The 24,830-nt window shown below is 62.0% G+C and carries 25 protein-coding genes; 11 read left to right on the plus strand and 14 right to left on the minus strand.

The genetic code is table 11. From position 1 onward, the window contains the following. Positions 1-7 precede the first annotated feature (7 nt). Positions 8-991, minus strand: a complete 984-nt coding sequence (locus H7A77_RS04225) for a nitrilase family protein (RefSeq protein ID WP_149542594.1) — start codon at positions 989-991, stop codon at positions 8-10. 91 nt (positions 992-1,082) lie between these two features. Here H7A77_RS04225 and H7A77_RS04230 point away from each other — a divergent pair, with 91 nt between their 5' ends. Continuing rightward, on the plus strand, positions 1,083-1,955 hold the full coding sequence (locus H7A77_RS04230) for a LysR family transcriptional regulator (protein WP_047572167.1): 873 nt from the start codon (positions 1,083-1,085) through the stop codon (positions 1,953-1,955). A 4-nt stretch (positions 1,956-1,959) separates the two neighbouring features. Here the strand turns inward: H7A77_RS04230 and H7A77_RS04235 are convergent, their stop codons facing one another. The 6 genes from H7A77_RS04235 to ltnD form a co-directional block, all read right to left on the minus strand. After that, positions 1,960-2,490 carry a GNAT family N-acetyltransferase gene (locus H7A77_RS04235; RefSeq protein ID WP_033650561.1) on the minus strand — a complete coding sequence of 177 codons (531 nt, stop codon included), beginning with the start codon at positions 2,488-2,490 and terminating at the stop codon, positions 1,960-1,962. A 63-nt stretch (positions 2,491-2,553) separates the two neighbouring features. Next, complete coding sequence (locus tag H7A77_RS04240; RefSeq protein ID WP_033642396.1) at positions 2,554-3,924, minus strand: GntP family transporter; 1,371 nt, start codon at positions 3,922-3,924, stop codon at positions 2,554-2,556. Positions 3,925-4,030: 106 nt separating this feature from the next. Beyond that, positions 4,031-4,807 carry a 2-oxo-tetronate isomerase gene (otnI, locus tag H7A77_RS04245; RefSeq protein WP_046686680.1) on the minus strand — a complete coding sequence of 259 codons (777 nt, stop codon included), beginning with the start codon at positions 4,805-4,807 and terminating at the stop codon, positions 4,031-4,033. A 3-nt stretch (positions 4,808-4,810) separates the two neighbouring features. After that, positions 4,811-5,443 carry an aldolase gene (locus H7A77_RS04250; protein ID WP_089191378.1) on the minus strand — a complete coding sequence of 211 codons (633 nt, stop codon included), beginning with the start codon at positions 5,441-5,443 and terminating at the stop codon, positions 4,811-4,813. After that, the gene (gene otnK / locus H7A77_RS04255) at positions 5,440-6,699 is read right to left on the minus strand and encodes a 3-oxo-tetronate kinase (RefSeq protein WP_304621528.1); all 1,260 of its coding nucleotides are present in this window, start codon (positions 6,697-6,699) and stop codon (positions 5,440-5,442) included. Before otnK ends, H7A77_RS04250 begins: the two co-directional genes overlap by 4 nt. Continuing rightward, positions 6,699-7,613 (minus strand): L-threonate dehydrogenase, encoded by a 915-nt coding sequence (gene ltnD / locus H7A77_RS04260; RefSeq protein WP_182073863.1) that lies wholly within the window; start codon positions 7,611-7,613, stop codon positions 6,699-6,701. The genes otnK and ltnD overlap by 1 nt, the downstream gene beginning before the upstream one ends. 283 nt (positions 7,614-7,896) lie before the next feature. Between ltnD and ygbI the strand changes: the two genes are divergently transcribed. After that, positions 7,897-8,667 (plus strand): DNA-binding transcriptional repressor YgbI, encoded by a 771-nt coding sequence (gene ygbI / locus H7A77_RS04265; protein ID WP_042783995.1) that lies wholly within the window; start codon positions 7,897-7,899, stop codon positions 8,665-8,667. A 149-nt stretch (positions 8,668-8,816) separates the two neighbouring features. Here the strand turns inward: ygbI and H7A77_RS04270 are convergent, their stop codons facing one another. The 4 genes from H7A77_RS04270 to H7A77_RS04285 all read right to left on the minus strand — a co-directional run bounded on the left by H7A77_RS04270 (position 8,817) and on the right by H7A77_RS04285 (position 11,472). Further along, entirely contained in the window at positions 8,817-9,344 is a 528-nt protein-coding gene (locus H7A77_RS04270) for a hypothetical protein (RefSeq protein ID WP_046896946.1), read from the minus strand. 122 nt (positions 9,345-9,466) lie between these two features. Next, on the minus strand, positions 9,467-10,234 hold the full coding sequence (locus H7A77_RS04275; RefSeq protein WP_033650565.1) for a molybdopterin-dependent oxidoreductase: 768 nt from the start codon (positions 10,232-10,234) through the stop codon (positions 9,467-9,469). After that, positions 10,227-10,832: a cytochrome b/b6 domain-containing protein gene (locus H7A77_RS04280; protein WP_042783999.1), complete on the minus strand. Its 606-nt coding sequence runs from the start codon at positions 10,830-10,832 to the stop codon at positions 10,227-10,229. Before H7A77_RS04280 ends, H7A77_RS04275 begins: the two co-directional genes overlap by 8 nt. A 13-nt stretch (positions 10,833-10,845) precedes the next feature. After that, positions 10,846-11,472 carry a hypothetical protein gene (locus H7A77_RS04285; RefSeq protein ID WP_116286517.1) on the minus strand — a complete coding sequence of 209 codons (627 nt, stop codon included), beginning with the start codon at positions 11,470-11,472 and terminating at the stop codon, positions 10,846-10,848. Between the two features lie 140 nt (positions 11,473-11,612). On the opposite strand from H7A77_RS04285, the gene H7A77_RS04290 reads away from it, so the two are divergent. Together H7A77_RS04290 and H7A77_RS04295 are read left to right on the plus strand one after the other, a co-directional pair. Beyond that, positions 11,613-12,284, plus strand: a complete 672-nt coding sequence (locus tag H7A77_RS04290) for a heavy metal response regulator transcription factor (protein WP_033650568.1) — start codon at positions 11,613-11,615, stop codon at positions 12,282-12,284. Then, entirely contained in the window at positions 12,281-13,699 is a 1,419-nt protein-coding gene (locus H7A77_RS04295) for a heavy metal sensor histidine kinase (RefSeq protein ID WP_182073864.1), read from the plus strand. Before H7A77_RS04290 ends, H7A77_RS04295 begins: the two co-directional genes overlap by 4 nt. A gap of 13 nt (positions 13,700-13,712) precedes the next feature. Here H7A77_RS04295 and H7A77_RS04300 read toward each other — a convergent pair whose 3' ends face one another. Together H7A77_RS04300 and H7A77_RS04305 are read right to left on the minus strand one after the other, a co-directional pair. Then, a complete protein-coding gene (locus H7A77_RS04300) occupies positions 13,713-15,179 on the minus strand; it encodes an ATP-binding protein (protein ID WP_033650570.1) in 1,467 nt (488 codons plus the stop codon). Between the two features lie 3 nt (positions 15,180-15,182). Continuing rightward, on the minus strand, positions 15,183-15,896 hold the full coding sequence (locus H7A77_RS04305) for a response regulator transcription factor (RefSeq protein WP_016928494.1): 714 nt from the start codon (positions 15,894-15,896) through the stop codon (positions 15,183-15,185). Positions 15,897-16,047: 151 nt separating this feature from the next. On the opposite strand from H7A77_RS04305, the gene H7A77_RS04310 reads away from it, so the two are divergent. The 4 genes from H7A77_RS04310 (at position 16,048) to H7A77_RS04325 (ending at position 18,331) form a co-directional block, all read left to right on the plus strand. Then, entirely contained in the window at positions 16,048-16,659 is a 612-nt protein-coding gene (locus H7A77_RS04310; RefSeq protein ID WP_033650571.1) for a cytochrome b/b6 domain-containing protein, read from the plus strand. Positions 16,660-16,669: 10 nt separating this feature from the next. Next, on the plus strand, positions 16,670-17,446 hold the full coding sequence (locus tag H7A77_RS04315) for a molybdopterin-dependent oxidoreductase (protein ID WP_089191385.1): 777 nt from the start codon (positions 16,670-16,672) through the stop codon (positions 17,444-17,446). Between the two features lie 59 nt (positions 17,447-17,505). Continuing rightward, positions 17,506-17,796 (plus strand): pentapeptide MXKDX repeat protein, encoded by a 291-nt coding sequence (locus tag H7A77_RS04320; protein ID WP_089191386.1) that lies wholly within the window; start codon positions 17,506-17,508, stop codon positions 17,794-17,796. A 64-nt stretch (positions 17,797-17,860) separates the two neighbouring features. Further along, entirely contained in the window at positions 17,861-18,331 is a 471-nt protein-coding gene (locus H7A77_RS04325; protein ID WP_004939115.1) for a YkgB family protein, read from the plus strand. A 44-nt stretch (positions 18,332-18,375) separates the two neighbouring features. Here the strand turns inward: H7A77_RS04325 and H7A77_RS04330 are convergent, their stop codons facing one another. Then, positions 18,376-20,415 carry a choline transporter gene (locus tag H7A77_RS04330; protein WP_004939112.1) on the minus strand — a complete coding sequence of 680 codons (2,040 nt, stop codon included), beginning with the start codon at positions 20,413-20,415 and terminating at the stop codon, positions 18,376-18,378. A 400-nt stretch (positions 20,416-20,815) separates the two neighbouring features. Here H7A77_RS04330 and betI point away from each other — a divergent pair, with 400 nt between their 5' ends. From betI to betA, 3 genes are all read left to right on the plus strand, one after another. Next, entirely contained in the window at positions 20,816-21,418 is a 603-nt protein-coding gene (gene betI, locus H7A77_RS04335) for a transcriptional regulator BetI (RefSeq protein WP_033642409.1), read from the plus strand. A 14-nt stretch (positions 21,419-21,432) separates the two neighbouring features. Then, entirely contained in the window at positions 21,433-22,905 is a 1,473-nt protein-coding gene (gene betB, locus H7A77_RS04340; protein WP_046896960.1) for a betaine-aldehyde dehydrogenase, read from the plus strand. Between the two features lie 224 nt (positions 22,906-23,129). Further along, the gene (betA, locus tag H7A77_RS04345; protein ID WP_033633737.1) at positions 23,130-24,797 is read left to right on the plus strand and encodes a choline dehydrogenase; all 1,668 of its coding nucleotides are present in this window, start codon (positions 23,130-23,132) and stop codon (positions 24,795-24,797) included. Positions 24,798-24,830 lie beyond the last annotated feature (33 nt).

Consider the following 24,830-nt stretch of genomic DNA (forward strand, 5'->3'; position numbering starts at 1 on the left):
TTATCTGTCATTCACCGCCGCGCCCCGTCGGCTGCGTCGAAAAGCGCGCGCTGCGGGCATCGCGCTCGTAGCCTTGCGGCTCGGTCAACAACCCGTACAGCTCGGGGCGCCGCCCGTAGATCCAGCGGCGACCGGTGCTGAGCGGGATTAGCGTCAGATCGAGCTCGGCGCTGACCATCCGGTCTTCCGCCGCCCAGGTCTCCGCCACGATCCGGCCGTAAGGATCGAGGATCATCGCGTTGCCGGTGCGTATTTCATCGTCATCTCGGCCCACGCCGTTGCTGAACAGCAAGAACAGCCCGTTGTCGTGAGCGCGCGACGGCAGCCAGCGCATCAGCCAGCCGCGGCCGTGTTCGCCGCGAAAGGCGGCTTCTATCGCCTGCGGATCTTCCACGCGCCGCTGCCACAGCGCCTGCGGGATCGGCTTCATGCCGTGCGGGCTGCGCGAATGGGTGCCGCCGGTCTGGTGCGGGGCGATCAGCACCTCCGCGCCCAGCAGCGCCGTTGCGCGCACATTCTCCACCAGATTATTGTCCCAGCAGATCAATACGCCCACGCGTACGCCCCAGGGGGTATCGAACACCGTATAGCGGTCGCCGCTGGCGATAGCCGGGTGCTCGAAGGCGTGCAGTTTGCGGTGCACATGCAGTTCGCCGTCCGGCAGACAAACGGCATAGGCGTTGTAACACAGGCCGTCATCGCCCAGCTCGATCAGCCCGACGCCAATCGCCATGTTGTAACGCTCAGCCAGCGGGCGAATGCGCGCCAGCGAAGGGCTGCTCACGATCGGCTCCGCCAGCGCCCGCACTTCGGCGTCGGACAGATGGCGCACGTGCCAATAGCCGGTGACGCACATTTCCGGGAAGGCCAACAGTTGTATCTGTTGTTCGGCCGCTTCCGCGATAAAGCGTTCCATGGTCGACAGGTTGTAATTCTTGTCATTGGCGCGATGCTGGAATTGCACCGTGGCGGCGCGTAATGAGGTGGTCATGGGATCTCTCCGGTTGGGGTCTGCATTGATTACAGCAGGCGAATTGATTACTGTATAATCAATTAAATTCCTTATTTGATAACCTAATGGAATGGATATAAAACAACTGCGCGCCCTGGTGGCGCTGGCGGAGCAGGGCAACTATCGGCAGGCGGCGAGCCTGCTGTGTATCAGCCAACCGGCGCTGAGCAAGCAAATTCAGGCGCTGGAAGCCCAGCTTGACGTTCGGCTGTTCGAGCGCGGCCGACAAGGGGCGGTGCTCACTGCCGGCGGGCGGCGGCTTTACCCGGAGGCGCAGGCGCTGGTGGAACAGTATCAGCAGTTTCAGCGGCGCGCGCGGCGGGTAGCGCTCGGGGAAGCGGGGCGGCTGGCGCTGGGGTTTGGCCTGTCCAGTTTTCATCTGGCGCCGCAGCTGGTGGCCGCCTTTCGCCAACGGTTTCCCGAGGTGGCGATTGGCCTCGAAGATCTGCCGTCGGAGCGGCAGTATCAGCTGTTGCTGCAGGGAGAGTTGCAGGCGGGGTTCGTGCGCTTGCCGGTCAATACGCCGCTGTGCGGCGTCGCGTTGTTGAGCGATCGGTTGGTGCTGGCCGCGCCGGGCGCGCTGGCGCTGCGCGCCGACGAGCTGATGACGCGTTTCAATCAGCTGCCGCTGTTGCAATTGACCCCTAAACGCGGGCGCGGGCTGAGCGATCAGTCGCTGCGGTTTATCGCCGCTCACCGCCTGACGCCGAACGTGGTGCAGCAGGCCGGCGACATCCAGACGCTGTTGGCGTTGGTCGCCGCCGGCGTCGGCGTCGCGCTGCTGCCGCACAGCATCACGCATATCGCGCCGGCCGGCATCGACATTTTACCGCTGAGCGGCGAGGAGACGGAGTGGCAGGTCGGTATCGCCTGGGATCCGCAGCGCACCGACGCGCTGCGGGACAACTTCATTCAGACGGCGTTGGCGGTGCAACGCGCTTAGGCATTCAAAGCGGGCAGTGCATCACCACGATCGGGTTTTGATGGTACTCGCTGCGGTGGCTTTCGCTGAAGCCGACCTTTTTCGCCAACGCCAGCGAAGCCTGGTTTTCAGGTGAGATGATGCAGACGGTTTTTTCCCCCGGCAGGTGCGTTTTCCCCCAGGCCAGCGCCGCCCGCAGCGCCTCGGTGGCATAGCCTTTGCCGTGCGCCGAACTCACCAGCGTCCAGCCCATCTCCGGCGCATCGAGCGCCGGGGTGATGTCGCGCAGGAAGTTGGAAAAGCCGATGCTGCCGAGGTACTCGCCGCTCTGCTTGTCACGCACCGCCCAATACCCGTATCCCAACAGCGCCCAGTGGCCAACGTAGCGCATCAGGCGCCCCCAGGAGTCTTCCCGGTCGCGCGGGGTGCCGCCGATATAGCGCACCACCAGCGGGTCGGCCCACAGCGCGGCCAGCGAGTCGAAGTCGTCCAGCGTGTGCGCGTCCAGCCGCAGGCGTTCGGTGATAAGCGTTGGCGCGGTGTTGATTACGGTCATGTTGCTGCTCCTGCACAGGGTGAAAGGCGATGAAAAACAACGGCGTTCAGTATGCCAGAGAAATCACGCCGCCAGCCACAACAGCCAGGTGAACAGGAAGCCGCTCAGGCCGAGCAGGGTGGTCAACACCGTCCAGGTCTTCAGGCCATCGGCCACCGACAGCCCCAGATAGCGCGTGACGATCCAAAAACCGGAGTCGTTGACGTGCGAAAGCCCGAGCCCGCCGAAACAGGTCGCCAGCGTTACCAGCACCAGCTGCAGCTGATTCAAGCCGCTGACCGCTTCCGACAACAGGCCGCCGGTGGTCAGGATCGCCACGGTGGCGGAACCCTGCGAGGCGCGCAGCGCCAGCGAAATGATAAACGCGGCGGGCACCAGCGGCAGGCCGATGGCCGTCAGCACTTCCGCCAGCGCCTTGCCGACGCCGGACTCCACCAGCACCTTGCCGAACACGCCGCCCGCGCCGGTTACCAGGATCACCACTGCGGCGGTCGGCAGCGCGGCCCCCATCACGTCGCCGGCGTGTTGCAGGCTCCAGCCGCGGCGCAGCGCCAGGAAATAGAAGGCCAACAGCAGGGCGATCATCAGCGCCACCGCCGGCGACCCTAGCAGCGACAGCGCGTCGCGCAGCGCCGAGCCGGCCGGCAACAGCGTGGCGGAGACGGTGCCGAGCATGATGATGGCGATCGGGATGACGATCAGCGCCGCCACCAGGCCGGCGCCGGGTGGGTTGATGCGATCGCTGAGCGGCGCGTGATCTTCCGGACGCGGCTCCGGCGCCGCCAGCTGCAGCTGTTCCAGCACCTCTATCGATAACGGATAGGTTTTGCGGTTGAGGTAGTTGGCGGCGAAATAGCCGATAACGCCGACCGGAATACAGATCGCGAGGCCGATAATGGTTAGCCAGCCGATGTCGGCGTTGAGCAAGCCGGCGGCGGCGACCGGGCCGGGGTGCGGCGGCAGCGCGACGTGTACCGTCAACATCACGCCGGCCATCGGCAGGCCGAACTTGAGCGGCGACACTTTGGCGACCTTGGCGAAACCATAGATAATCGGCGCCAGAATGATAAAGCCGACGTCGAAGAAGACCGGAATGCCGAGAATAAACGCGGCGAGGGTCAGCGCCGCGACGGTATGTTTCGGCCCCAGACCCTGGCTGAAACGCTGCGCCAGCGACTCGGCGCCGCCCGATTGTTCGATCATGCGGCCGAGCATCGCCCCCAGACCAATGATGATGGTCACCGAGCCGAGCACGCCGCCCATTCCGGCGGTCATCACTTTCATCACTTCGCCGGTCGGAATGCCGCTGGCCAGCGCCACCAGCAAACTGACCACCAACAGCGCGACAAAGGGTTGCACCTTCGCCTTAATCACCATCAATAACAGCAGCACCACGCCGAGTACGGCAATCAGCAACAGCAGAGAGGTAGACATGAAAAAAGCCTTTCGTTGGGTAAGCGTTGGGCACCGCGATCGCCGCGTGGCGATACGGGTGCGTTTCATTGTTATAAAATCGATTTCCTGGTGTCGGCGTGCGGCTTTAGCGGTAAGGCTTCAGCCAGCCGAGCCCGGCGGCGGTGTCGCCGCGCGGGCGGTATTCGCAACCGATCCAGCCCTGATAGCCGAGCGCATCCAGCTTGTCGAACAGCCACGGGTAATTCAGTTCGCCCTCGTCCGGCTCATGGCGATCCGGCACCGAGGCTATCTGGATATGCGCGTAGCGCCCGGCCAGCGTCTCCAGCAGCCCGCTGATATTGCCGTCCACCAACTGCGCGTGGAAAAAATCGAACTGGATGAACACGTTCGGTCTTTCGATCGCCGCCACCGCTTCCGCCGCCTGATGCTGACTGGCGAACAGGTAGTCGGGCTTGACCGGCGGGCTGAGCGCCTCGATCAGCACCTTGACGCCATGCGGCGCAAAAGCGTCGGCGGCATAACGCGCATTGGCGATAAAGGTGTCGAGATAACGCCGTCGATCCGCGCCTGCGGGCACCACGCCGGCCATCAGGTGCACGCAGGGGCAGGAAAGGGCGATGGCGTAGGCCAGCGCGCGATCGATATCGGCGCGCGCATCCCGTTCGCGGCCCGGCAGCGCCGCCAGCCCCCATTCGCCGGCGGCGGCATCGCCGGGCGCGGTGTTGAACAGCACCTGTTGCAGGCCGTGTTCGCGCAGTTTCTCGGCCAACAGATCGGCGGGATGCTCGTAAGGGAACAGGAATTCCACCGCGCTGAAGCCCTGTGCGGCAGCGGCGGCAAAGCGATCGAGGAACGGCACCTCGGTAAACATCATCGACAAATTGGCGGCAAATTTAGGCATGGTTCAGCTCCGTAATTCGGCAATTTCATCAGCGGTCAAATAGCGGATCGGACGATCGCCGAGGGTGAAGATCAGCCGCGCTGCATCTTCCATCTCTTCGGTATTGTCCGCCGCCGCTCGCAGGTCTTTACCCGTCACCACTGGCCCGTGGTTGGCCAGCAAAAAGGCGCGGTGGGTCGGCGCCAGGCGGGCCAGATCCTGCGCCAGCCTTTCGTCGCCGGGCCGGTAGTAAGGCACCACCGGCACCTTGCCGACGCGCATCACCACATAGGGGGTGAACGGTTTGATGGCGTTGTCGGCGTCCAGCCCCTGCAGGCAAGAGAGCGCCGTGAGGTAGGTGCAATGCAAGTGCACTACCGCTTTGCATTCGGGGTTGTTCAGATAGAGCGCCCGATGAAAGCTGATCTCTTTCGACGGTTTGTCGCCGGAGAGCCAGTCGCCGTTCAGGCTCACTTTAGACAGGCGATCGGCCTGCAGCTCGCCGAGACAGGAGCCGGTCGGCGTCGCCAGCAGCGCGCCGTCCGGCAGCAACAGCGAGAGGTTGCCGGCGGAGCCGGTGGCGTAGCCGCGTTGGAAAAACGAGGCGCCCAGGCGCACCATCTCTTCACGCGCCTGCTGTTCAATCGTCATGCTCATACCGGGAACTCCGTTTGCGCGCGCGCGAAGAAGGCTTCATCGCCAAAATTACCCGATTTCAGCGCCAGGGAAATCGCCCGATCGCTGGCACGCACCCAGGGAACGCCGGGGGAAATGCTGGGGCCGATATGGAAGCCGCGAATACCCAGCGCCTGCGTGACCACGCCGGAGGTTTCGCCGCCGGCGACGATAAAGCGGCTGAATCCCAACTGGCGCAGTTGCACCACCAGCTCGGCGAACAAAGCTTCCACCGCCTCGCTGGCGGCGGCGCCATGCCGTTGTTGCGTTTGCTGCAGCGACTCCGGCGATGCAGTGGCGTAGATCAGCGGGGCAAGCGCTTCTCCGGCATGGCGCTGCGCCCAGTGCGCCAACTCGACGGCGTAGGCGGCGCGCGTCTGGGGATCGAAGCAACGGTCGATATCGATGGCCTGCGCCGCCGCGCGTTCGCGATAGTGCGCCACCTGCCGGTTAGTCATGACGGAGCAGGAGCCAGACAGTACCGCCGCCTTTTCCCCCAGCGGCGCGCCGGCCGCTTCTGCCGCGCGATCGCCGTTCTGCGCCCATTGCCGCGCCAAACCGATCGCCAGGCCCGAACCGCCGGTCACCAGCTTCATCGTTTTCAACGCTTCGCCCTGGGTAAGCAGATGCCGTTCGTTGAGCGTGTCCAGCACCGCGTAGCGCACGCCTTCCTGCGCCAGTTGCTGCAGCTTCTCGCTGACTGCCTCGGCGCCGCGATCCATTTCCGCCGCCGTCACCAGCCCACAGCGTCCGGCGGCCTGGGATTCCATCAGGCGAAGCAGGTTGCTGTCGGTCATCGGCGTGACCGGGTGATGACGCATGCCGGACTCAGACAGCATCTGTTCCCCGACGAACAGGTAGCCCTGATAGACCGTGCGGCCGTTTACCGGCAGCGCCGGGGAAACAACCGTGAAATTTTCCCCCAGCGCGGCGAGCAGGGCGTCGGTCACCGGGCCGATATTGCCCCGTGCGGTGCTGTCGAAGGTGGAGCAGTACTTGAAGTAGAACTGGCGGCAGCCCTGTTTTTGCAACCAGGCCAGCGCTTGCAATGCCTGTTCGATCGCCTGCTCTGCCGGGCAGGAGCGCGATTTCAGGCTGATGACGACCGCCTGAGCGTCGACCGGCGTTTCGTCCTGCGGCACGCCGTTCAACTGCACCGTCGGCAGGCCGTTTTGCACCAGAAAGCTGGCGATGTCGGTCGCGCCGGTAAAATCATCCGCGATTACGCCGAGTTGCATCAGAGCGTCTCCTTTTTCTGCGGCAGATCGATGCCGGCAAAGATTTTGATTACCGCGCTGTCATCTTCTTTACCGTAGCCGGCGTTGCTGGCGGCGGTAAACATGGTGAAGGCGGTGGAGGCCAGCGGCAGCGGGAAATGCAGCGCCTTGGCGGTATCCGCCACCAGCCCCAGATCCTTGACGAAGATATCCACCGCCGATTTGGGCGTATAGTCGCCGTCGACCACGTGGCGCATGCGATTTTCGAACATCCAGGAGTTGCCGGCGGCGTGGGTGACGACGTCATACATGACGTCCAGCGGGATGTTGGCGCGGGCGGCCAGCGCCATGGCTTCCGCTCCGGCGGCGATGTGCACGCCGGCCAACAGCTGGTGGATGATTTTTACCGTCGCGCCCAGGCCGATGGTTTCGCCGATGCGGTAAACCTTGCCGGCGATGGCGTCCAGCACGGGTTGCAGGCGCGCGAAGGTGGCGTCGGCGCCGGCGGCCATCACCGTCATCTGGCCTTCTTCCGCCTTGGCCGCCCCGCCGGAAACCGGCGCGTCCAGCATCGCCAGGCCATAGTCCAGCAGCCGTTGCTCGATCTGTTTGGCGTCATCGGCGGAAATGGTCGAAGACACCATCACCGCCGTGCCCGGCTTGAGCTGCGGCGCCAGGCCTTGCTCGCCGAACAGGATTTGCTTCACCTGCGCGGTGTTCACCACCAGCAGCAACACGGCGTCCAGCTCGGCGGCGAAGTCGCAGGCGCTGGTAGACGCTTGTTTCGCGCCAGCCTGTTGCAGCGCCGCCAGCGCGTGCGGATTGAGATCGGCGCCGTAGGTGGTCAATCCGGCGCGGAGGCATGAACGCGCGGCGCCCATGCCCATCGCCCCCAGACCGATGACGCAAACGGCATAATTCCCTGGGTGTGTCATACTGCACTCCTGTTAATTTTAGTGATAATTTGTTTTGTTGTGTTAAATGTAAGCGCTTGTCGGCTGATTATCCGCGATCGCTATCACAATAATTAACAATGCGTGAAACGGGTTTTTCGTGCGATTTCTGGCCTGAAGCAACATTACTATTATGTTTTTAAATAAGTTTATTTTTGGCTGGCCTAACTGCGCTCGCCGTCACGCTGCGAGAAATTAGGGCTATCGGCGAACGAAAATTGACGTAAAATCACAATTATTATCACCGCAGCAACGAGAGGGAACCGTGATACCTGTAGAACGCCATCAACAAATTCTTGCGCTGGTATCCGAACGCGGCGTCGTCAGCATCGCCGAGCTGACCGAACGGCTGGGGGTGTCACATATGACGATCCGCCGTGACGTGCAAAAGCTGGAAGAGCAGGGGGCGGTGCAGTCGGTCTCGGGCGGCGTGCAGGCGCCGGAACGGGTGGCGAGCGAACCTTCTCACCAGACCAAAGAGGGGATGTTCGGCCGGCAGAAAATCGCCATCGGTCGGCTGGCGGCGCGGCAAATTCCCGCCAATGGCTGTATCTATCTGGATGCCGGCACCACCACGCTGGCGCTGGCGAAACAGATCGGAGAACGTGACGATTTGACGGTGGTGACCAACGACTTTGTCATCGCCGGGTTCCTGATAGAGCATAGCCAGTGCCGAATCATCCACACCGGCGGCACCGTGTGCCGGGAAAACCGTTCCTGCGTCGGCGAGGCGGCGGCGCAGGCGCTGCGCGGTCTGTTTATCGATCTGGCGTTCATCTCCGCCTCTTCGTGGAGCATGCGCGGCCTGTCGACGCCGAACGAAGATAAGGTGATGGTGAAGAAGGCCATCGTCGAGGCCAGCCGCCGCCGCATTCTGCTCAGCGATACGTCCAAATACGGCAAAGTCGCCACCTATCTGGCGCTGCCGATCGCTGCCTTTGACGCCGTCATTACCGACGAAGGGTTGCCCGCCGCCGCGCGGGAGGCCATTGAGCAAGCGGGGATTGCATTGCTGACGGCGGGAGAAGAAGAATAAGAACGAACCGGAATCAGGATGAAAGTTCGGTATCGATGCTACGTGCGGGCGGTTCACTGGCTTCAACGCCGCCGCGTTCACGCCATTCGCGGCGCCTTTGTTCCCACCACTCTTCGTGGAAGGCTTGCATCTCTTTCAGGCGCTGTTCCTTAACGTGCTGTTGGCAAGTATGGGATGCTATGGGGGCTACGTGGGATTTCGATGACATAGAGGCCGTCCTTTATAAACTCTATTTTGTATAAATAATGCCCTTTGTGCGCGTATTTTTTCAACAAAAAATCATAAATTTTAGCTAATGCTGGCCTTAACGGTGCACTTAAGATGATCCTGGCATGATACTGATAGGCAAACTTGAGAAGAGTTTCCCCGATGCCAACAACGAATAAGCGTTCGCGTTGGAGAAGGGTATAATGCATTGCAGTATAGGTATCGAAAGCTGAGCGCCGATGCCTGTTTACGTCGCTCAACGCCTTAACATCATAAAACTCCAGAGAGAAAGCATTATTGAGGAGAGCAGTGTCCACATACACTGGGGCAAACCAATGGTGCATGTTTTGCCCAATTCTCTTGAAATCCAAATGATAGATGGCCGATTTACCATCACCTTTTCTGACGGCAATCTGATATCTGTATGTGTCTGCTATTCCAGTGTGTGACTCCCTCACATCAATATCCATGATAAAATCCTTTTTACTATTATTTTTCCTATAGTTATCCCTTTTGTGACGAACAGATTATTAACCGCGGCGGAGACGATCCTCCAGCCGCCGATGAAGGTTGTGCGCAGCGCCGCGCAAAACTAAATGCCGCTGAACCAGTTGTAGCCCTGATCCTCCCAATAGCCGCCCGGATTGACGTCGCTGACGAAGATCGCGGCGATATGTTTGGCGTTTTTGAACCCCAGCTTGGTCGGCACGCGCAGCCGCAGCGGGTAGCCGTAGTCCGCCGGCAGCGCCTTGCCGCCGAAATCCAGCGCCAGGATGGTCTGCGGGTGCAGCGCGGTGGCCATGTCGAGGCTGGCGTAGTAACGATCGGCGCATTTGAAGCCGACGTAACCGGCATTCAGATCCGCGCCGACGTGCTGCAGAAAGGTGCGCAGCGGCACGCCGCCCCATTGGCCAATGGCGCTCCAGCCCTCAATGCAGATCAGGCGCGTGATCTGGCTTTGCTGCGGCAGCCGCTGCAGCTGTTCCAGCGTCCAGGGCGCTTTTTTCTCCACTTTCCCCGCGACCTCAAGCCGGTAGCCGGCGAGATCGATCTCGGGGACGTTGTATTCCGGGTAAAATGCGTTAAAGGGGAAGGGGTGAGTGATCTGGTCCGGCCGGTAAGTTTGCGCCAACCGCTGGCCGCTGAACAGCCAGGCCTGCACCCGGTCGTTCCAGCGCGACATAGCCCACAGCACCTTATCCACCCGATCGCCGTCTTGCAGATTACACCCGGTCAGCATGGCGATGCCGCCCAGCGTCAGCCCGGAGCGCAACATCAGCCGGCGTTGCAGATTGACCAGCTGCTTTTTTTGGTCCGGTTCCAGCGTCGGCGCGGTTGCCCGCTGTTTTTTCTCATTCATGTTTGCCACCCGTTATCATCGCCCACAGGGTTTTGGGCACGACAACCACCATAAAGACGTGGATCGCCACAAACAGGCCGATGCCGGCCATGGCGAAGAAATGCACGTAGCGCGCGAAGTCGAAGCCGCCAAACAGCGCGACCAATCCCTGCAGCTGAACCGGTTTCCAAATCGCCAGGCCAGACAGCACCAGTAATAGCCCCAGCGCCAGTACGCCGAGGTACATCAGTTTCTGAATGGCGTTGTAGCGGCCATGCCGGTGGCGCAGGCGCAGCGTCATCGCCAGCCAGATATCCTGCCGCAGCGCGTCGGCGCGAAGCGGCAACAGATCGCGGCGAAAATGGCCGCTGAACAGGCTCCACAGCAGATAGCAGACGGCGTTGAGCGCCAATAGCCACATCACCGCCAAATGCCAACCAATCGCGCCGCCCAGCCAACCGCCGAGCGTCATCTGCGGCGGAAAGCGGAAATCGAACAGCGGCGAGGCGTTGTAGATTTCCCAACCGCTCATGAACATGCACACCATGGCGAACAGGTTGATCCAATGAGTGATTCGAACCGGCCAGCGATGCACCGGCGGCGACGCGTTGGTCTTCATGGCATTCCTCCGGTTACATCGGCGGCACGGTGCCGTCTTTGCCGGCGGAAATGCGCGTGGCGACGCGCTGGCCCTTATCGTCGGCGGCGGAGAACAGCACGATGTGCACGCCCGGTTTCAGCAGGCTCAGATCGCCCGGATCCAGCGTCACGATCGGCACGTCTTCCGGCACGACGACGGTTTTCTGCTGGTTGCCATAGGTGACGGTCAGGGTGCGGCCGTTGGATTTCACCAGCTTGCCGACGGTGCCGTTGGTCATGGTGTCCACTTTGCCGTCGGCGGATTCCCAGGCCGAATGCCCTTCGCCGGTGCCGCGCAGGCTGGCGGCGAACACGTGCACTTCCAGTGCCTTGAGCGTGCCGTCCGGCTGCGGCACGGCGGCGGTGCCGATAAAGCTGTCCGGCTTGATATCGTCCAGCGTGGCTTTGGAAACGCTGAGCACTTTAGTTTGATCGTTCAGCTTGACGCTGAGTGTCTCGCCCTTGCGGTCGGTCAGCTGCAGATTGCCGTCGGCAACTTGCGTGATGGTGCCGCGCAGCGGCGCAATCACCTTGCCCGGCGTTTGGGCGGCGGCGGCCAATCCGCTGGAAAGCAGTAACGTGGACAACAGTAAACCGGCTATACGATGACGGGTAATCATAACGTTCTCCTGAAATGAGTTTGCCGGTTAAGCATGGTTGACCTACTGGGTCAGCGCCATGGCCGTTTGATGACATTAATGTCATCAAGTTTGTCCGCCGAAGCTGCTAGTATTTTTGCAGACGTAACGAGGTGGCGAGCATGCGAATACTGGTAGTTGAAGACGATATCGGCACAGGGGATTACCTGAAGAAAGGGTTGGGGGAAGCCGGCTATGGCGTCGATTTGGCGCGCAACGGCACCGACGGGCTGTTTCGCGCGTTGGAGCAGGACTACGATGCGATCGTGCTCGATGTCATGCTGCCGGGGCTGGATGGCTGGCAGATCATCGAGGTATTGCGCAAGAAAAGCGACGTGCCGATCCTGTTTCTCACCGCCCGCGATGGCGTGCAGGATCGCATCCACGGTCTGGAGCTGGGCGCGGACGACTATCTTATCAAACCGTTTTCCTTTACCGAGCTGGTGCTGCGTTTGCGCACCTTGCTGCGCCGCGGGCCGGCGCGCGAAGCCGATCATTACGCCATCGCCGATCTGCAGTTGGACGTATTGCGCCGCCGGGCGGTGCGCCAGGATCAGGTGATCCCGTTGACCAATAAAGAATTCATGCTGCTGCATCTGCTGGTGCGGCGCGAAGGCGAAGTGCTGTCGCGCACGCAGATAGCCTCTCAGGTATGGGACATGAATTTCGATAGCGACACCAATGTGGTTGACGTGGCGATCAAACGCCTGCGCGCCAAAATCGACCGGCCGTTCGACGTCAAGCTGATCCACAGCGTGCGCGGCATCGGCTATGTTTGCGAGCCGCGCTCGTGAACGCCCGAGCTTCACGTCGGCCGGTGTCGCTGACGCTGCGTACAGCCATGCTGTTCGCTCTGGTGGCCGCCTGCGTGGTGAGCGGGGCGGGCTGGTATCTGTTCGGCGCGATGCGCCAGGAAATGACGCTCCGCAGCGATCTGCAGGTGACCGGGCGCGTAGAGTATTTCCGCCATTTACTGGGGCAGCGCTTTCCTTTGGCGCGCCTGACCGCCAATAACGGCCTGTTCGAAAATATGCTGGGCAATGAACAGGATGTGTTGATTTTCCAAATTCCGGGGCAAAAACCGCTCATCAATGTGAATCCGGCCAGGGTGGCCCTGCCGCCGATCGCGCCGACGCCGCCCGAACAGGCTCAGACGCTGGCCGCCGTGCGCGGCGGGGAGACGGCGCAGGGGGTGCCGCTGCGCGCGGCATCGGCGATGGTGCGTCTGGAAGACGGCAGTTTGCTGCAGATCTCCGCCGCGCACGTCATGGTCAACGAGCAGAAGATGCTGGCGCGTTACCTGTGGCGCATTGTCGCGGCGGTCATTGTGGCTTTCCTGCTGATTGCGCTGCTGGGCTATGGGGTCATGCGCCGGGGATTGAAGCCGCTATGGCGCATGGCGGCGCAGGCGTCGCAGATCGCGCCCAATACATTGTCCACTCGCCTCAGCGAACAGGGGGCGCCGAAGGAGTTGCAGCAATTGACCCGGTCGTTCAATGCGATGCTCGATCGGTTGAATGAAGGCTATCAGCGGCTGACGCAGTTTTCCGCCGATCTGGCCCATGAGATCCGCACGCCGGTGGGCGCGTTGATGGGCCAGTGTCAGGTGGCGCTGTATCAACCCCGCAGCGTGGAGGAGTACGAAACCCTATTGTCGAACAATATGGACGAGCTGGAGCGTATTTCGCGCATGGTGGAAAACATCCTGTTTCTGGCGCGCGCCGGTGAGGCGCAATCCGCGCTGAACTACAGTCGTCTGGAGGTAGCGGCCGAGCTGCGGCGGGTGGCGGATTACTTTGAAGGGCTGGCGGAAGAACGCGGCATCGCGCTGAGCTGCGAAGGGGAAGGAGAGCTGAAGGCGGACGCGATGTTGTTCCAGCGGGCGCTGAGCAACCTGGTGGCCAACGCGGTGCGCTATGCCGATGAAAACAGCCTGATCGTGTTGCGGGCTGAACGGCGTGCCGATGCCTGGTGGGTGCAGGTCATCAATCAGGGGCCGCCGATCGCGCCGACGCATCTGGAAAAGCTGTTCGATCGTTTCTACCGCGCCGATCCCGCGCGCAGCGCCGGCAGCCACGCCAGCGGCCTCGGGCTGTCCATCGTGCGCGCCATCATGACGCTGCACGGCGGTGAGGTGCGCGCCGAATGTATCGAGCGCGCGCCTGTCGCCAGCCTCATTTTCAGCCTGCGGTTCCCGCTAGCGCAATAACCGATATGCCGGATTAACGCGGCGGAATGGCAAAGCGGAAGCAGGCGCCGCTTTGCGGTTGTTCGATCAGCTGAATGTCGCTGTCGTGCAGCTGCAGAATGCGCCGCACGATCATTAACCCCAGCCCGCCGGCGGGGCGTCGGGCGCCGCTCAGGACAGACGGCCGTACGAACAGATCGGCGCGCAGCGTCTGCGGAATGCCGGGGCCGCTGTCGCTGACCTGCACCATCACCTGGTCTTCCTGCCGCCACAGCCGCACGCCGATGTCGCCGCCGGGCGGCGTATGGCGAATGGCGTTGTCCAACAGGTTGGTCAGCACCCGCTCAATCATGCTGAGATCGGCGAACACCGGCGGCACGCCGGGGGCGATGTCGGCGTGCAGCCGCTGGTTGCGCGCCTCCGCCGCCAGCTCGAACTTCTGGAACACGTCCTGCAGCAGCTCGCTGAGGGAGAAGGGTTCTTTCTGCGGTTTCACCACGCCATATTCCAGCCGCGCCAGCTCGAACAGCTCCTGCGCCAGCTTGCCCACCTTGCGGCTCTGCGCCAGCGCGATCTCCAGATAGCGCCGCCGATCGGCGTCGCTCAGGGTGGCGGCCTTGACCGACAGCGTTTCCAGATAGCCGTGCAGCGAGGTGAGCGGGGTGCGCAGATCGTGCGAGACGTTGGCGATGAATTCGCGCCGCAGCCGATCCTGCTGCGCCAGCGTTTGCCACTGTTCGGCGAGGCGCTGCGCCATGCGGTGGAAGGCCTGTTGCAGCTGGCTCACCTCGTCGCGCCCGGCCGGCACCGCCGGCAGCGCCGCGTAGGCCTGCACTGCCTCAATGCCGCCGCTGTCCAGCGCATTGACCTGACGGGTCAGGCGCCGGATGGGGCGAGTGACCCAGTAGAACGCGAAACCGCCGGCCAGCAGGCTGAACAGCACCATCACCCCGGAGGTCCACAGCGCCATTCTGGCCGCCGAGTTGAACTGGGCGTTGCTGGCCAACGCCGTGTACTCTTCACCGAGCAAGACCACATACAGATAGCCCTCGACCCGGCCGTCGACCTTCAGCGGCGCAACGCTGAACACCTTGCGCCCGTCCGCGCTGCGCGGATCGTCGCCGTACACCGGCATCTGCGCGCCATCGAGCAGCGCCTGCAGCGGCGCCAGCGCGACCCGCTGCCGCTTCAGATGCCCGGCCGGCGCGGCGTTGCCGATGATTGCGCCCTGTTTGTCGAGCAGATAAACCTCAACGCTGGGGTTCACCGCCATCAGCTGATCGAACAGGGTATGCACCGCCTGTGGATCCGGCCCGTTCACCCCCAGCAGCGGATTGCTGTCGGCGATATGCTGCGCCAGGTTGCCGGACAGGCGCTGTATCACCGCCTGGCTGTACTGGGTATTGCTGCGCACCTGCATCCAGCCGGAAAAGGCGCAGCCGATGACGATCAGCAGCGCGAAGATAATCGTGAGGCGTTGCGCTAACGTAAGGTTTTTCATGGCTCACTCTTGCGGCGCGGCCGCGAATTTATAGCCCATGCCCCACACCGTGAGGATGCGCTCGGGTTCCGCCGGGTTGCGCTCTATCTTGATGCGCAGCCGGTTGATATGGGTGTTGACGGTGTGCTCATACCCCTCGTGCTGATAGCCCCAGACCTGATTCAACAGGCTGAGGCGCGAGAACACCTGGCCCGGGTGGCGGGCGAAAAAGTACAGCAGGTCGAATTCGCGCGGCGTCAGCTCGATCGGCTGTTGGTGCAGGCGCACCTCGCGGGCGATGGGATCGATGGTCAGATCGTTGAAGCTGAGCGCGCCGGCGTCCATGCGCAGGTTGCGGCTCATCGCCTCCTGGCGGCGAAACAACGCCTTGACCCGCGCCACCAGCTCCAGCATGGAAAAGGGTTTGGCCAGATAGTCGTCGGCGCCCAGCTCCAGCCCCAGCACACGGTGCACCTCGCTGGAGCGTGCGCTGGTGATGATGATCGGCGTGTAGCGCGTCATGGTGCGCGCCCGGCGGCAAATCTCCAATCCGTCCACGCCCGGCAGCATCAGATCGAGGATCAAGGCGTCCCAGCCGCCCTGTTCCAGCATCGCCATGCCCTGATTGCCGTCGGCGGCGTGGCTGATGGCGTAACCCTCGTCACGCAGATGCAGCTGCAGCAGCTCGGCGATGTCGCCGTCGTCCTCGACGATCAAAATTCGTTTTGGCTTGTCCATTCTCATTACCGCTGATTAGCCCGATTCTCTCTGAAGTCTACACAACCGCCATCGGCGGAGTTATCACATTTTATTTAACTCTGCGTGAGGTCTTGGGGAACAAATCCGGGGAATACTCGGTTCATCGCATCGTTAGCTGGCAGGAATCGTTATGAGCCTCACTCTCACCCCGGAACAACGACAGACCGTACATCCGCTGTGGCTGCGGTTAACGCATTGGCTGAATGCGCTGGCGATGCTGATCATGGTGACCAGCGGCTGGCGCATCTACAACGCCTCGCCGCTGTTCAACTTCAGCTTTTTCAACGAGCTGACGCTCGGCGGCTGGCTGGGCGGCGCGCTGCAGTGGCACTTCGCCGGCATGTGGCTGTTTGGCGTCAACGGGCTGTGTTACCTGCTGCTGAACCTCGCCAGCGGGCGTTTCAAACGCAAATATTGGCCGCTCAGCCCGAAGCAGTTTCTCGCCGATGTTGGCGCGGCGCTGCGCGGCAGGCTGCAGCACGCCGATCTGCGCCACTACAACATGGTGCAGCGCGTGGCCTATCTGTCGGTGATGCTCCTTGGCGTGCTGAGCGCGCTGTCCGGGCTGGTGCTGTGGAAATCGGTGCAGTTTCCGCTGCTGCGCACGCTGCTCGGCGGCTATGAGGCGGCGCGCTATATCCACTTTTTCGCCATGTCGGCGCTGGTGGCCTTCGTCGCGATCCATTTGGTGATGGTGGCGCTGGTGCCCCGCACGCTGCTGGCCATGCTGCGCGGACGTTAAGGAGTTCACGATGAAAAAGGATAAACAGATCATGACGATCGTTGAAGGGCAGGCGATCGTCAAAGAAGCGCAGCGCTTGTTGACCGCGTCGTCCCGCCGCCGCTTTCTGCGCAACGGCCTGACGCTGGGCGGTATCGCTATGCTTACCGGCTGCGATCTCAGCGGCAACGCCAACGTCGAGCAGGCGCTGAGCCGCATTTCGCGCCTCAACGATCGGGTGCAGGGCTGGCTGTTCAACGGCGATCGTTTGGCGCCGGTCTACCCGGAGTCGATGATCACCCGGCCATTCCCGTTCAACGCCTTTTACGCCGAGGAGGAGGCGCCCGACATCAACGGCGACGACTATCGGCTGGAAGTGGCGGGATTAGTGCAGGACAAGCGCGCCTGGAGCCTGCCGCAGCTGCATCGGATGGCGCAGGTTAGCCAGGTGACGCGTCATATTTGCGTCGAGGGTTGGAGCGCCATCGGCAAGTGGGGCGGCGTGCCGTTCGCCAACTTTCTTAAGGTAATCGGCGCGGATCTGAGCGCGCGCTACGTCAGCTTTAAATGCGCCGACGACTACTACACCAGTATCGACATGGCCACCGCGCTGCATCCGCAGACGATTATCGCGCTGACCTACGACGGCCAGATCTTGCCGCGCAAGTACGGCTATCCGATGAAGCTGCGCATGCCGACCAAGCTGGGCTACAAGAATCCGAAGCACATTCAGGTGATCGAGGTCACCAACCGCTTCCCGGGCGGTTACTGGGAAGACCAGGGTTACAACTGGTTTGGCGGCAGCTGAGGCGGCCGCCGGCCATTCTCCGGCACTCCGGTGCCTTTGACATGACGGAAGGAAATACCATGAAAAAGTTATTCGCAATGATGATGTGCAGCGCGCTGATGCTGGGCGTGGCCGGCGCCAACGCCGCGGACGGCATGAGTAAAGACGCGATGAAAAAGGACGGCATGAGCCAGATGTCGCACGACGGCATGGCGAAAGATGGGATGAAGAAAGAGTGCATGGGCAAGGACTGCATGAAGAAAGACAAAATGGGCAAAGACGCCATGAAAAAAGAGGGCATGGCGCAAGACGGTATGGCCAAAGACGGCATGAAGAAAGACGAGATGAAAAAGGATGCGATGGGGCACTAAGCCGCCTCACCCCGCGGCCGCAAGCGGCAAACCGCGGCGGCTGCGGGCAACATAAGGAGAGAGGATGATGTTGGCGACATGGCTGCGGCGCTTTCGGCGCTCGAACGGGGACGTTATTTTTATGCGCGCGGCGCTGGTGGTGATCTTCGCCGCCTTCGGCTACGCCAAATGGTTTGATTACGAGGCGCAGGGGCTGGTGCCGCTGATCGGCAACAGCCCGCTGCTGAGCTGGATGCATCAGGCGTTCGGCATTCGCGGCGCCAGTTATGCATTGGGCGTCGCTGAATGGAGCTTCGGTTTGCTGCTGCTGGCGGGGTTCTGGTCGCGGCGTCTGGGTTTGCTGGGGGCGATCGGATCGACGGTGACCTACCTGACCACGCTGACGCTGATCTTTTCCACGCCGGGCGCCTGGGAGCCCTCCGCCGGCGGTTTTCCCGCCATGGCCGGGGCCACCAGCTTTTTAATCAAGGATCTGGTGTTGCTGGCCGGCTCCCTGGTGCTGCTGAAGGCCGATTTGCCGGCCGAGCAGGCATAAAAAAGGGCGTAGCCTGGCTACGCCCTCTGGTTATTTCTCGGCCGTCACATATCCGGGAAGGTCAGGGTGCCCCCCGGCGCTTCGCGATGAATGTGCAGGAAGTTCAGGTGCTTCTCGTACTGGTCGAGAATATCGCCAATCACCTGTTCCTTGCTGTAGTCCATCAGGTCGTTGCCCTGGGTGCCTTCCATCAGGAAGGTTTCCAGCCGGTAGTAGTGCGACTTGCCGGAGCGGGCGCGGTAGGTGAAGCCCGGCACCGAGTAGCGCATCGGCCAGATCTGATAGATAAAGTTCTGTTCCTCGCCCAGGTGCACCAGCAGCTCCAGGTGGTTCAGGCGTTCGTCCTCGGTCGGCGGCACTTCGCTGAACTCCACCTTCGCGCCGCGCAACTCCAGCTCGCGCGCCACGTCCTGCATCGCCGGGCGGCAAACCTTATCCAACATTTTCTGCGTGTACTGCGTGCCCGGGTAGTTCATCACCCGCGACAGACGCTGTTTCCAGTTGAGCACGTCGTGGCTGGAGACCGGCACCGGCGCCAGGGTGCTGAGCGCGCTGGCCTTGCGGTAGTCCTCCACCCGCAGCGACTTGTACAGCCCGGCCATCACGAAGAAGATCACGAAGCTGAACGGCAGGCCCATGATCACCGTGGTTTTCTGCAGCGCCGGCACGCCGTCGGTCATCAGCATGCCGATGGTCAGCAGGCCGATGGCCACCGACCAGAAAATCCGCAGCCAGTTCGGCGCATCATTATTGATGTCGGCCAGGCGCGAGGTGAAGTTACCCAACACCAGCGAGCCGGAGTCCGCCGAGGTGACGTAGAACAGCAGGCCGGTGATGGTGGCCACCGAGGCGCTGAAGGTGAAGCCGGGGTATTGCGCCAGCAGGCTGTAGAAGCCGCGCTCCGGGAACTGCATCACTTCCTGCGCGAACTCGGCGTTGCCGTGGATGATCTGGTACAGCGCGCTGTTGCCGAAGATAGACAGCCACAGCAGGGTAAACACGAACGGTATGATCAGCGTGCCGACCACGAACTGACGAATGGTGCGCCCGCGCGAGATGCGCGCCAGGAACAGGCCGACGAACGGCGACCACGCCACCCACCAGGCCCAGAAGAACAGCGTCCAGTTGTTCATCCACTCCACCGGCCGATCGAACGCGAAGCTGTTGAGCGTCATGCCCATAAAGCGGTTGACGTAATCGCCGACGTTAAGCACCAGCGCGTTGAGCAGGAACTCGGTGTCGCCGAAGAACAGAACGAACAGGATCAGGCCCAGCGCCAGCAGCACGTTCAGCTCGGACAGGATGCGGATGCCCTTGTTGACCCCCGAGGTGACCGAGATGGTGGCCATGATCACCGACAGCAGGATCAGCGAGCCCTGCACCGTCAGGTTTTCCGGGATCTCGAACAGCACCTTGAGGCCGTAGTTGAGCTGCACCACGCCAATGCCCAGCGTGGTGGCGATGCCGAAGATGGTGCCGAGCACCGCGGCGATGTCCACGCTATGGCCGATCGGGCCGTTGATGCGTTTACCAAAGATCGGGTACAGCGCCGAGCGAATGGTCAGCGGCAGATTGTAGCGATAGCTGAAGTAGCCGAGGGCGATGCCCATCAGCGCATACATCGACCAGCCGGTCAGGCCGTAGTGGAACAGCGTCCAGACCATCGCCTGGCGGGCGGCCTCCAGCGTTTGCGCGTCGCCTTCCGGCGGCATCATGTACTGGGTCACCGGCTCGGCGACCGAGAAGAACATCAAATCGATGCCGATGCCGGCGGCGAACAGCATCGCCGCCCAACTCATCAGGCTGAACTCCGGTTTGGACTGTTCCGGCCCGAGCTTGATGGAACCGAAGCGCGAGGCGGCGATAAACACCACGAACACGATGTACAGCGTCGCCGCCAGCAGGTAGTACCAACCGAAGGTGGTCGACACCCAATTCAGCGTGCGGGTGATCCACTGCCCGGAGAAGTCGGTGAAAAAGATGGTCATCAGCGAGAAGGCCAGGATCAGCCCCGCCGAGGTGAAGAAAACCACAGGGTTGAGGCGGTCCTGCTGCGGTTTGGAGGAGGTTTCGCGTGTTGTCATCGTCATCCTCTGAACTGAGTAAAATCGTGCCGCTCCGCATTCTGGGGCGCGTTGGCGCATCCGGAAAACGGGCGAATGAAGGCGGCGGCCATCCCCACGGGAATGGCCTGAACGATGCCGCTTTCGCCTGCTTATGAAGCACCGGAGCGCTTCGCGGCGGGAACCGCTTACAGCCACTGATTTTGGTCAGATTCGTTAATTACCTCACAAAAATCAGCCAGTTCCACAACCAGAAAATACATTTTTTTAACCAGGCGGCAATAAAATATATGCAATTTTTATTGAACGTTCAATCAAAAAAAAGTTTAATAGTCCTCATGATGACCTGAATCACGGGCGAAACGGCAGTGAAATTTGCCCGCTGAGATAAGGCCGAAGTCGGTTTTGTGAGAGTCGAAATATGCCAAAGGTAGGAATGCAGCCAATCAGAAGGCAGCAGTTGATTGATGCCACGCTCGCCGCGGTAAACGAAGTGGGAATGCATGACGCCACCATCGCGCAGATCGCGCGGCGGGCCGGCGTTTCCAACGGCATCATCAGCCATTATTTCAAGGATAAGAACGGCCTGCTGGAAGCCACGATGCGCTATCTGATCAGCCATCTGGGCGAGGCGGTGAAGCTGCGGCTGCAGGCGCTGACCGACAACAGCCCGGCGGCGCGGCTGCAGGCGATCGTCGCCGGCAACTTCGACGACAGCCAGATCAACAGCGCGGCGATGAAGACCTGGCTGGCCTTTTGGGCCAGCAGTCTGTACCAGCCGCAGCTCAACCGCTTGCAACAGGTGAACGGCCGTCGGCTCTATTCCAACCTGTGCGCCGAGTTTCGCCGCGTTATGCCGCAGCCGCAGGCGCGGTTGGCGGCCAAGGGGCTGGCGGCGCTGATCGATGGGCTGTGGCTGCGCAGCGCGCTGCGCGGCTCCGCGTTCAATCAGGCGCAGGCGCTGGCGCTCACGACCGAATACATCACGTTCCAACTCCGGGGGCAAACGCCGCCCGGAGGATAACTCAAGGAGATCCTATGTCCCGTTTTGGCTTGCAGAAGCTCTATATTCATGGCGCCTATGTAGACAGCACCGCTGGAAAAACCTTCAACGCCATTAACCCGGCGAACGGCGAAGTTCTGGCTGAAGTCCAGTCCGCCGGCGCTGAAGACGTCGATCGTGCGGTGGCCAGCGCGGCCAGCGGGCAGAAGGTGTGGGCGGCGATGACGGCGATGGCGCGTTCGCGCATCCTGCGTCGCGCGGTGGATATTCTGCGCGAGCGCAACGATGAACTGGCGGCGCTGGAAACGCTGGATACCGGCAAAGCGATGTCGGAAACCACCGCGGTGGATATCGTCACCGGCGCTGACGTGCTGGAGTACTACGCCGGCCTGATCCCGGCCATTGAAGGCGAGCAGATCCCGCTGCGCGATACCTCGTTCGTCTACACTCGCCGCGAGCCGCTGGGCGTGGTGGCCGGCATCGGCGCCTGGAACTACCCGATTCAAATCGCGCTGTGGAAGTCCGCGCCGGCGCTGGCGGCGGGCAATGCGATGATCTTCAAGCCAAGCGAAGTCACGTCATTGACGGCGCTGAAGCTGGCGGAAATCTACACCGAAGCCGGCCTGCCGGACGGCGTGTTCAACGTGGTGACCGGCAGCGGCGCGGAGGTGGGGCAGTACCTGACCGACCATCCGGGCATCGCCAAAGTCTCTTTCACCGGCGGGGTGAAAACCGGCAAGAAGGTGATGGCCAACGCGTCGGGTTCGACGCTGAAGGAAGTCACCATGGAGTTGGGCGGCAAGTCGCCGCTGATTATCTTCGACGACGCCGATCTGGATCGCGCCGCCGATATCGCCATGATGGCCAATTTCTACAGTTCCGGCCAGGTGTGCACCAACGGCACCCGCGTCTTCGTGCCGGCGGCGCTGCAGGCGCAGTTTGAGGCGAAAATCCTCGAACGCGTGAAGCGCATTCGCCTCGGTGACCCGACCGATCCGCAAACCAACTTCGGGCCGCTGGTCAGCTTCGCGCACATGGAGTCGGTGCTGCGCTTTATCGAGAGCGGCAAAAACAGCGGCGCGCGCCTGCTGTGCGGCGGCGAACGCGTCACCCATGGCGAATTCGGCAAGGGCGCTTATGTGGCGCCGACGGTGTTCAGCGACTGCCGTGACGATATGGAAATCGTGCGCGAGGAGATCTTCGGGCCGGTGATGAGCATCCTTAGCTACCAGAACGAAGAGGAAGTGGTGCGCCGCGCCAACGACACCACCTTCGGCCTGGCCGCGGGCGTGGTGACCAACGATCTGGCCCGCGCGCACCGCGTGATCCACCAGCTGGAAGCCGGCATTTGCTGGATCAACACCTGGGGCGAGTCGGCGGCGGAAATGCCGGTCGGCGGCTACAAGCAGTCCGGCGTTGGCCGCGAGAACGGCCTGACGACGCTGGAACACTACACCCAGATCAAATCGGTGCAGGTTGAGCTGGGCGAATACGCCTCGGTATTTTAACTATCCCCGTCGTCTTTCAAGCTACAGCGTTGTTGGCTGCGAGCGCAGACCCCAGTCACTTACTTGAGTAAGCTCCTGGGGCTCTGCGCCCTTGCCGCCTAGCTGTAACTCGAAATCCATAGGGGATATATCTTTTTTGCATCCAAAACTGCCTTGTTATATTCAGCATGCGGAATTCAAGCCATTCGCATCATTCAGGCATACGAATATTTAGGAGATAATGAATGGAATTTGACTACATCATTATCGGTGCCGGTTCAGCCGGCAACGTGTTAGCCACCCGATTGACCGAGGACGCCGACGTCAGCGTCCTGCTGCTGGAAGCCGGCGGCCCGGATTACCGGATGGATTTCCGTACCCAGATGCCGGCCGCGCTGGCGTTTCCGCTGCAGGGCCGCCGCTATAACTGGGCGTATGAAACCGATCCTGAGCCGCACATGAATAACCGCCGGATGGAATGCGGCCGCGGCAAAGGGCTGGGCGGTTCGTCCCTGATCAACGGCATGTGTTACATTCGCGGCAACGCGATGGACTTCGACAACTGGGCCAAGGCGCCGGGTCTGGAAGACTGGACCTATCTGGACTGCCTGCCGTATTTCCGCAAGGCGGAAACGCGCGATATCGGCCCGAACGATTACCACGGCGGCGATGGCCCGGTGAGCGTCACCACGCCGAAGGCCGGTAACAACGAACTTTTCCACGCCATGGTGGAAGCCGGCGTGCAGGCGGGCTATCCGCGCACCGACGATCTGAACGGCTATCAGCAGGAAGGGTTCGGCCCGATGGACCGCACCGTGACGCCGAAAGGGCGCCGCGCCAGCACCGCCCGTGGTTATCTGGATCAGGCCCGTTCGCGGCCGAACCTGAAGATCGTTACCCATGCGCTGACCGACCACATCGTGTTCGACGGCAAGCGTGCAGTGGGCGTTAACTATCTGCAGGGCGACAGCAATCAGCTGACCCATGCCAAAGCGCGCCGCGAAGTGCTGCTGTGCGCCGGCGCCATCGCCTCGCCGCAAATTCTGCAGCGTTCGGGCGTCGGCCCGGCGGCGCTGCTGAAAAGTCTGGACATCAACGTGGTGCACGATCTGCCGGGCGTCGGAGAGAACCTGCAGGACCACCTGGAGATGTATCTGCAGTACGCCTGTAAGAAACCAGTGTCGCTATACCCGGCGTTGCAATGGTTCAATCAGCCGAAGATCGGCGCGGAATGGCTATTCAACGGCACCGGCGTCGGCGCCAGCAACCAGTTCGAGGCCGGCGGTTTCATCCGCAGCCGCGCAGAGTTCGCCTGGCCGAACATTCAGTATCACTTCCTGCCGGTGGCGATTAACTATAACGGCAGCAACGCGGTGAAAGAGCATGGCTTCCAGGCCCACGTCGGTTCGATGCGTTCGCCGAGCCGCGGCCGGGTGCAGGTGAAGTCGAAGGATCCGCGCCAGCACCCGAGCATTTTGTTCAACTACATGTCGACCGAACAGGATTGGCAGGAGTTCCGCGACGCTATCCGCATCACGCGCGAAATCATGGCGCAGCCTGCTCTGGACGAATACCGCGGCCGCGAGATCAGCCCAGGGCCGGAGGTGCAGACCGACGAGCAGTTGGACGCCTTCGTGCGCGAGCACGCCGAAACCGCCTTCCACCCGTCCTGCTCGTGCAAGATGGGCGAAGACGAGATGGCGGTGGTCGACGGCCAGGGCCGGGTGCACGGCATGGAAGGATTGCGGGTGGTGGATGCGTCGATTATGCCGCTGATCATTACCGGCAACCTGAACGCCACCACCATCATGATCGCCGAGAAGTTAGCCGACCGCATTCGCCAGCGCGCGCCGTTGCCGCGCAGCACCGCCGACTACTACGTCGCCGGCGATGCGCCGGTGCGCAAGCAGTAACCGACACGCCCTCTCGCCGTTGAGGGGGAGGGC

This window comes from Serratia sp. ME47, from assembly GCF_903970925.1.
GTDB lineage: Bacteria > Pseudomonadota > Gammaproteobacteria > Enterobacterales > Enterobacteriaceae > Serratia > Serratia ureilytica.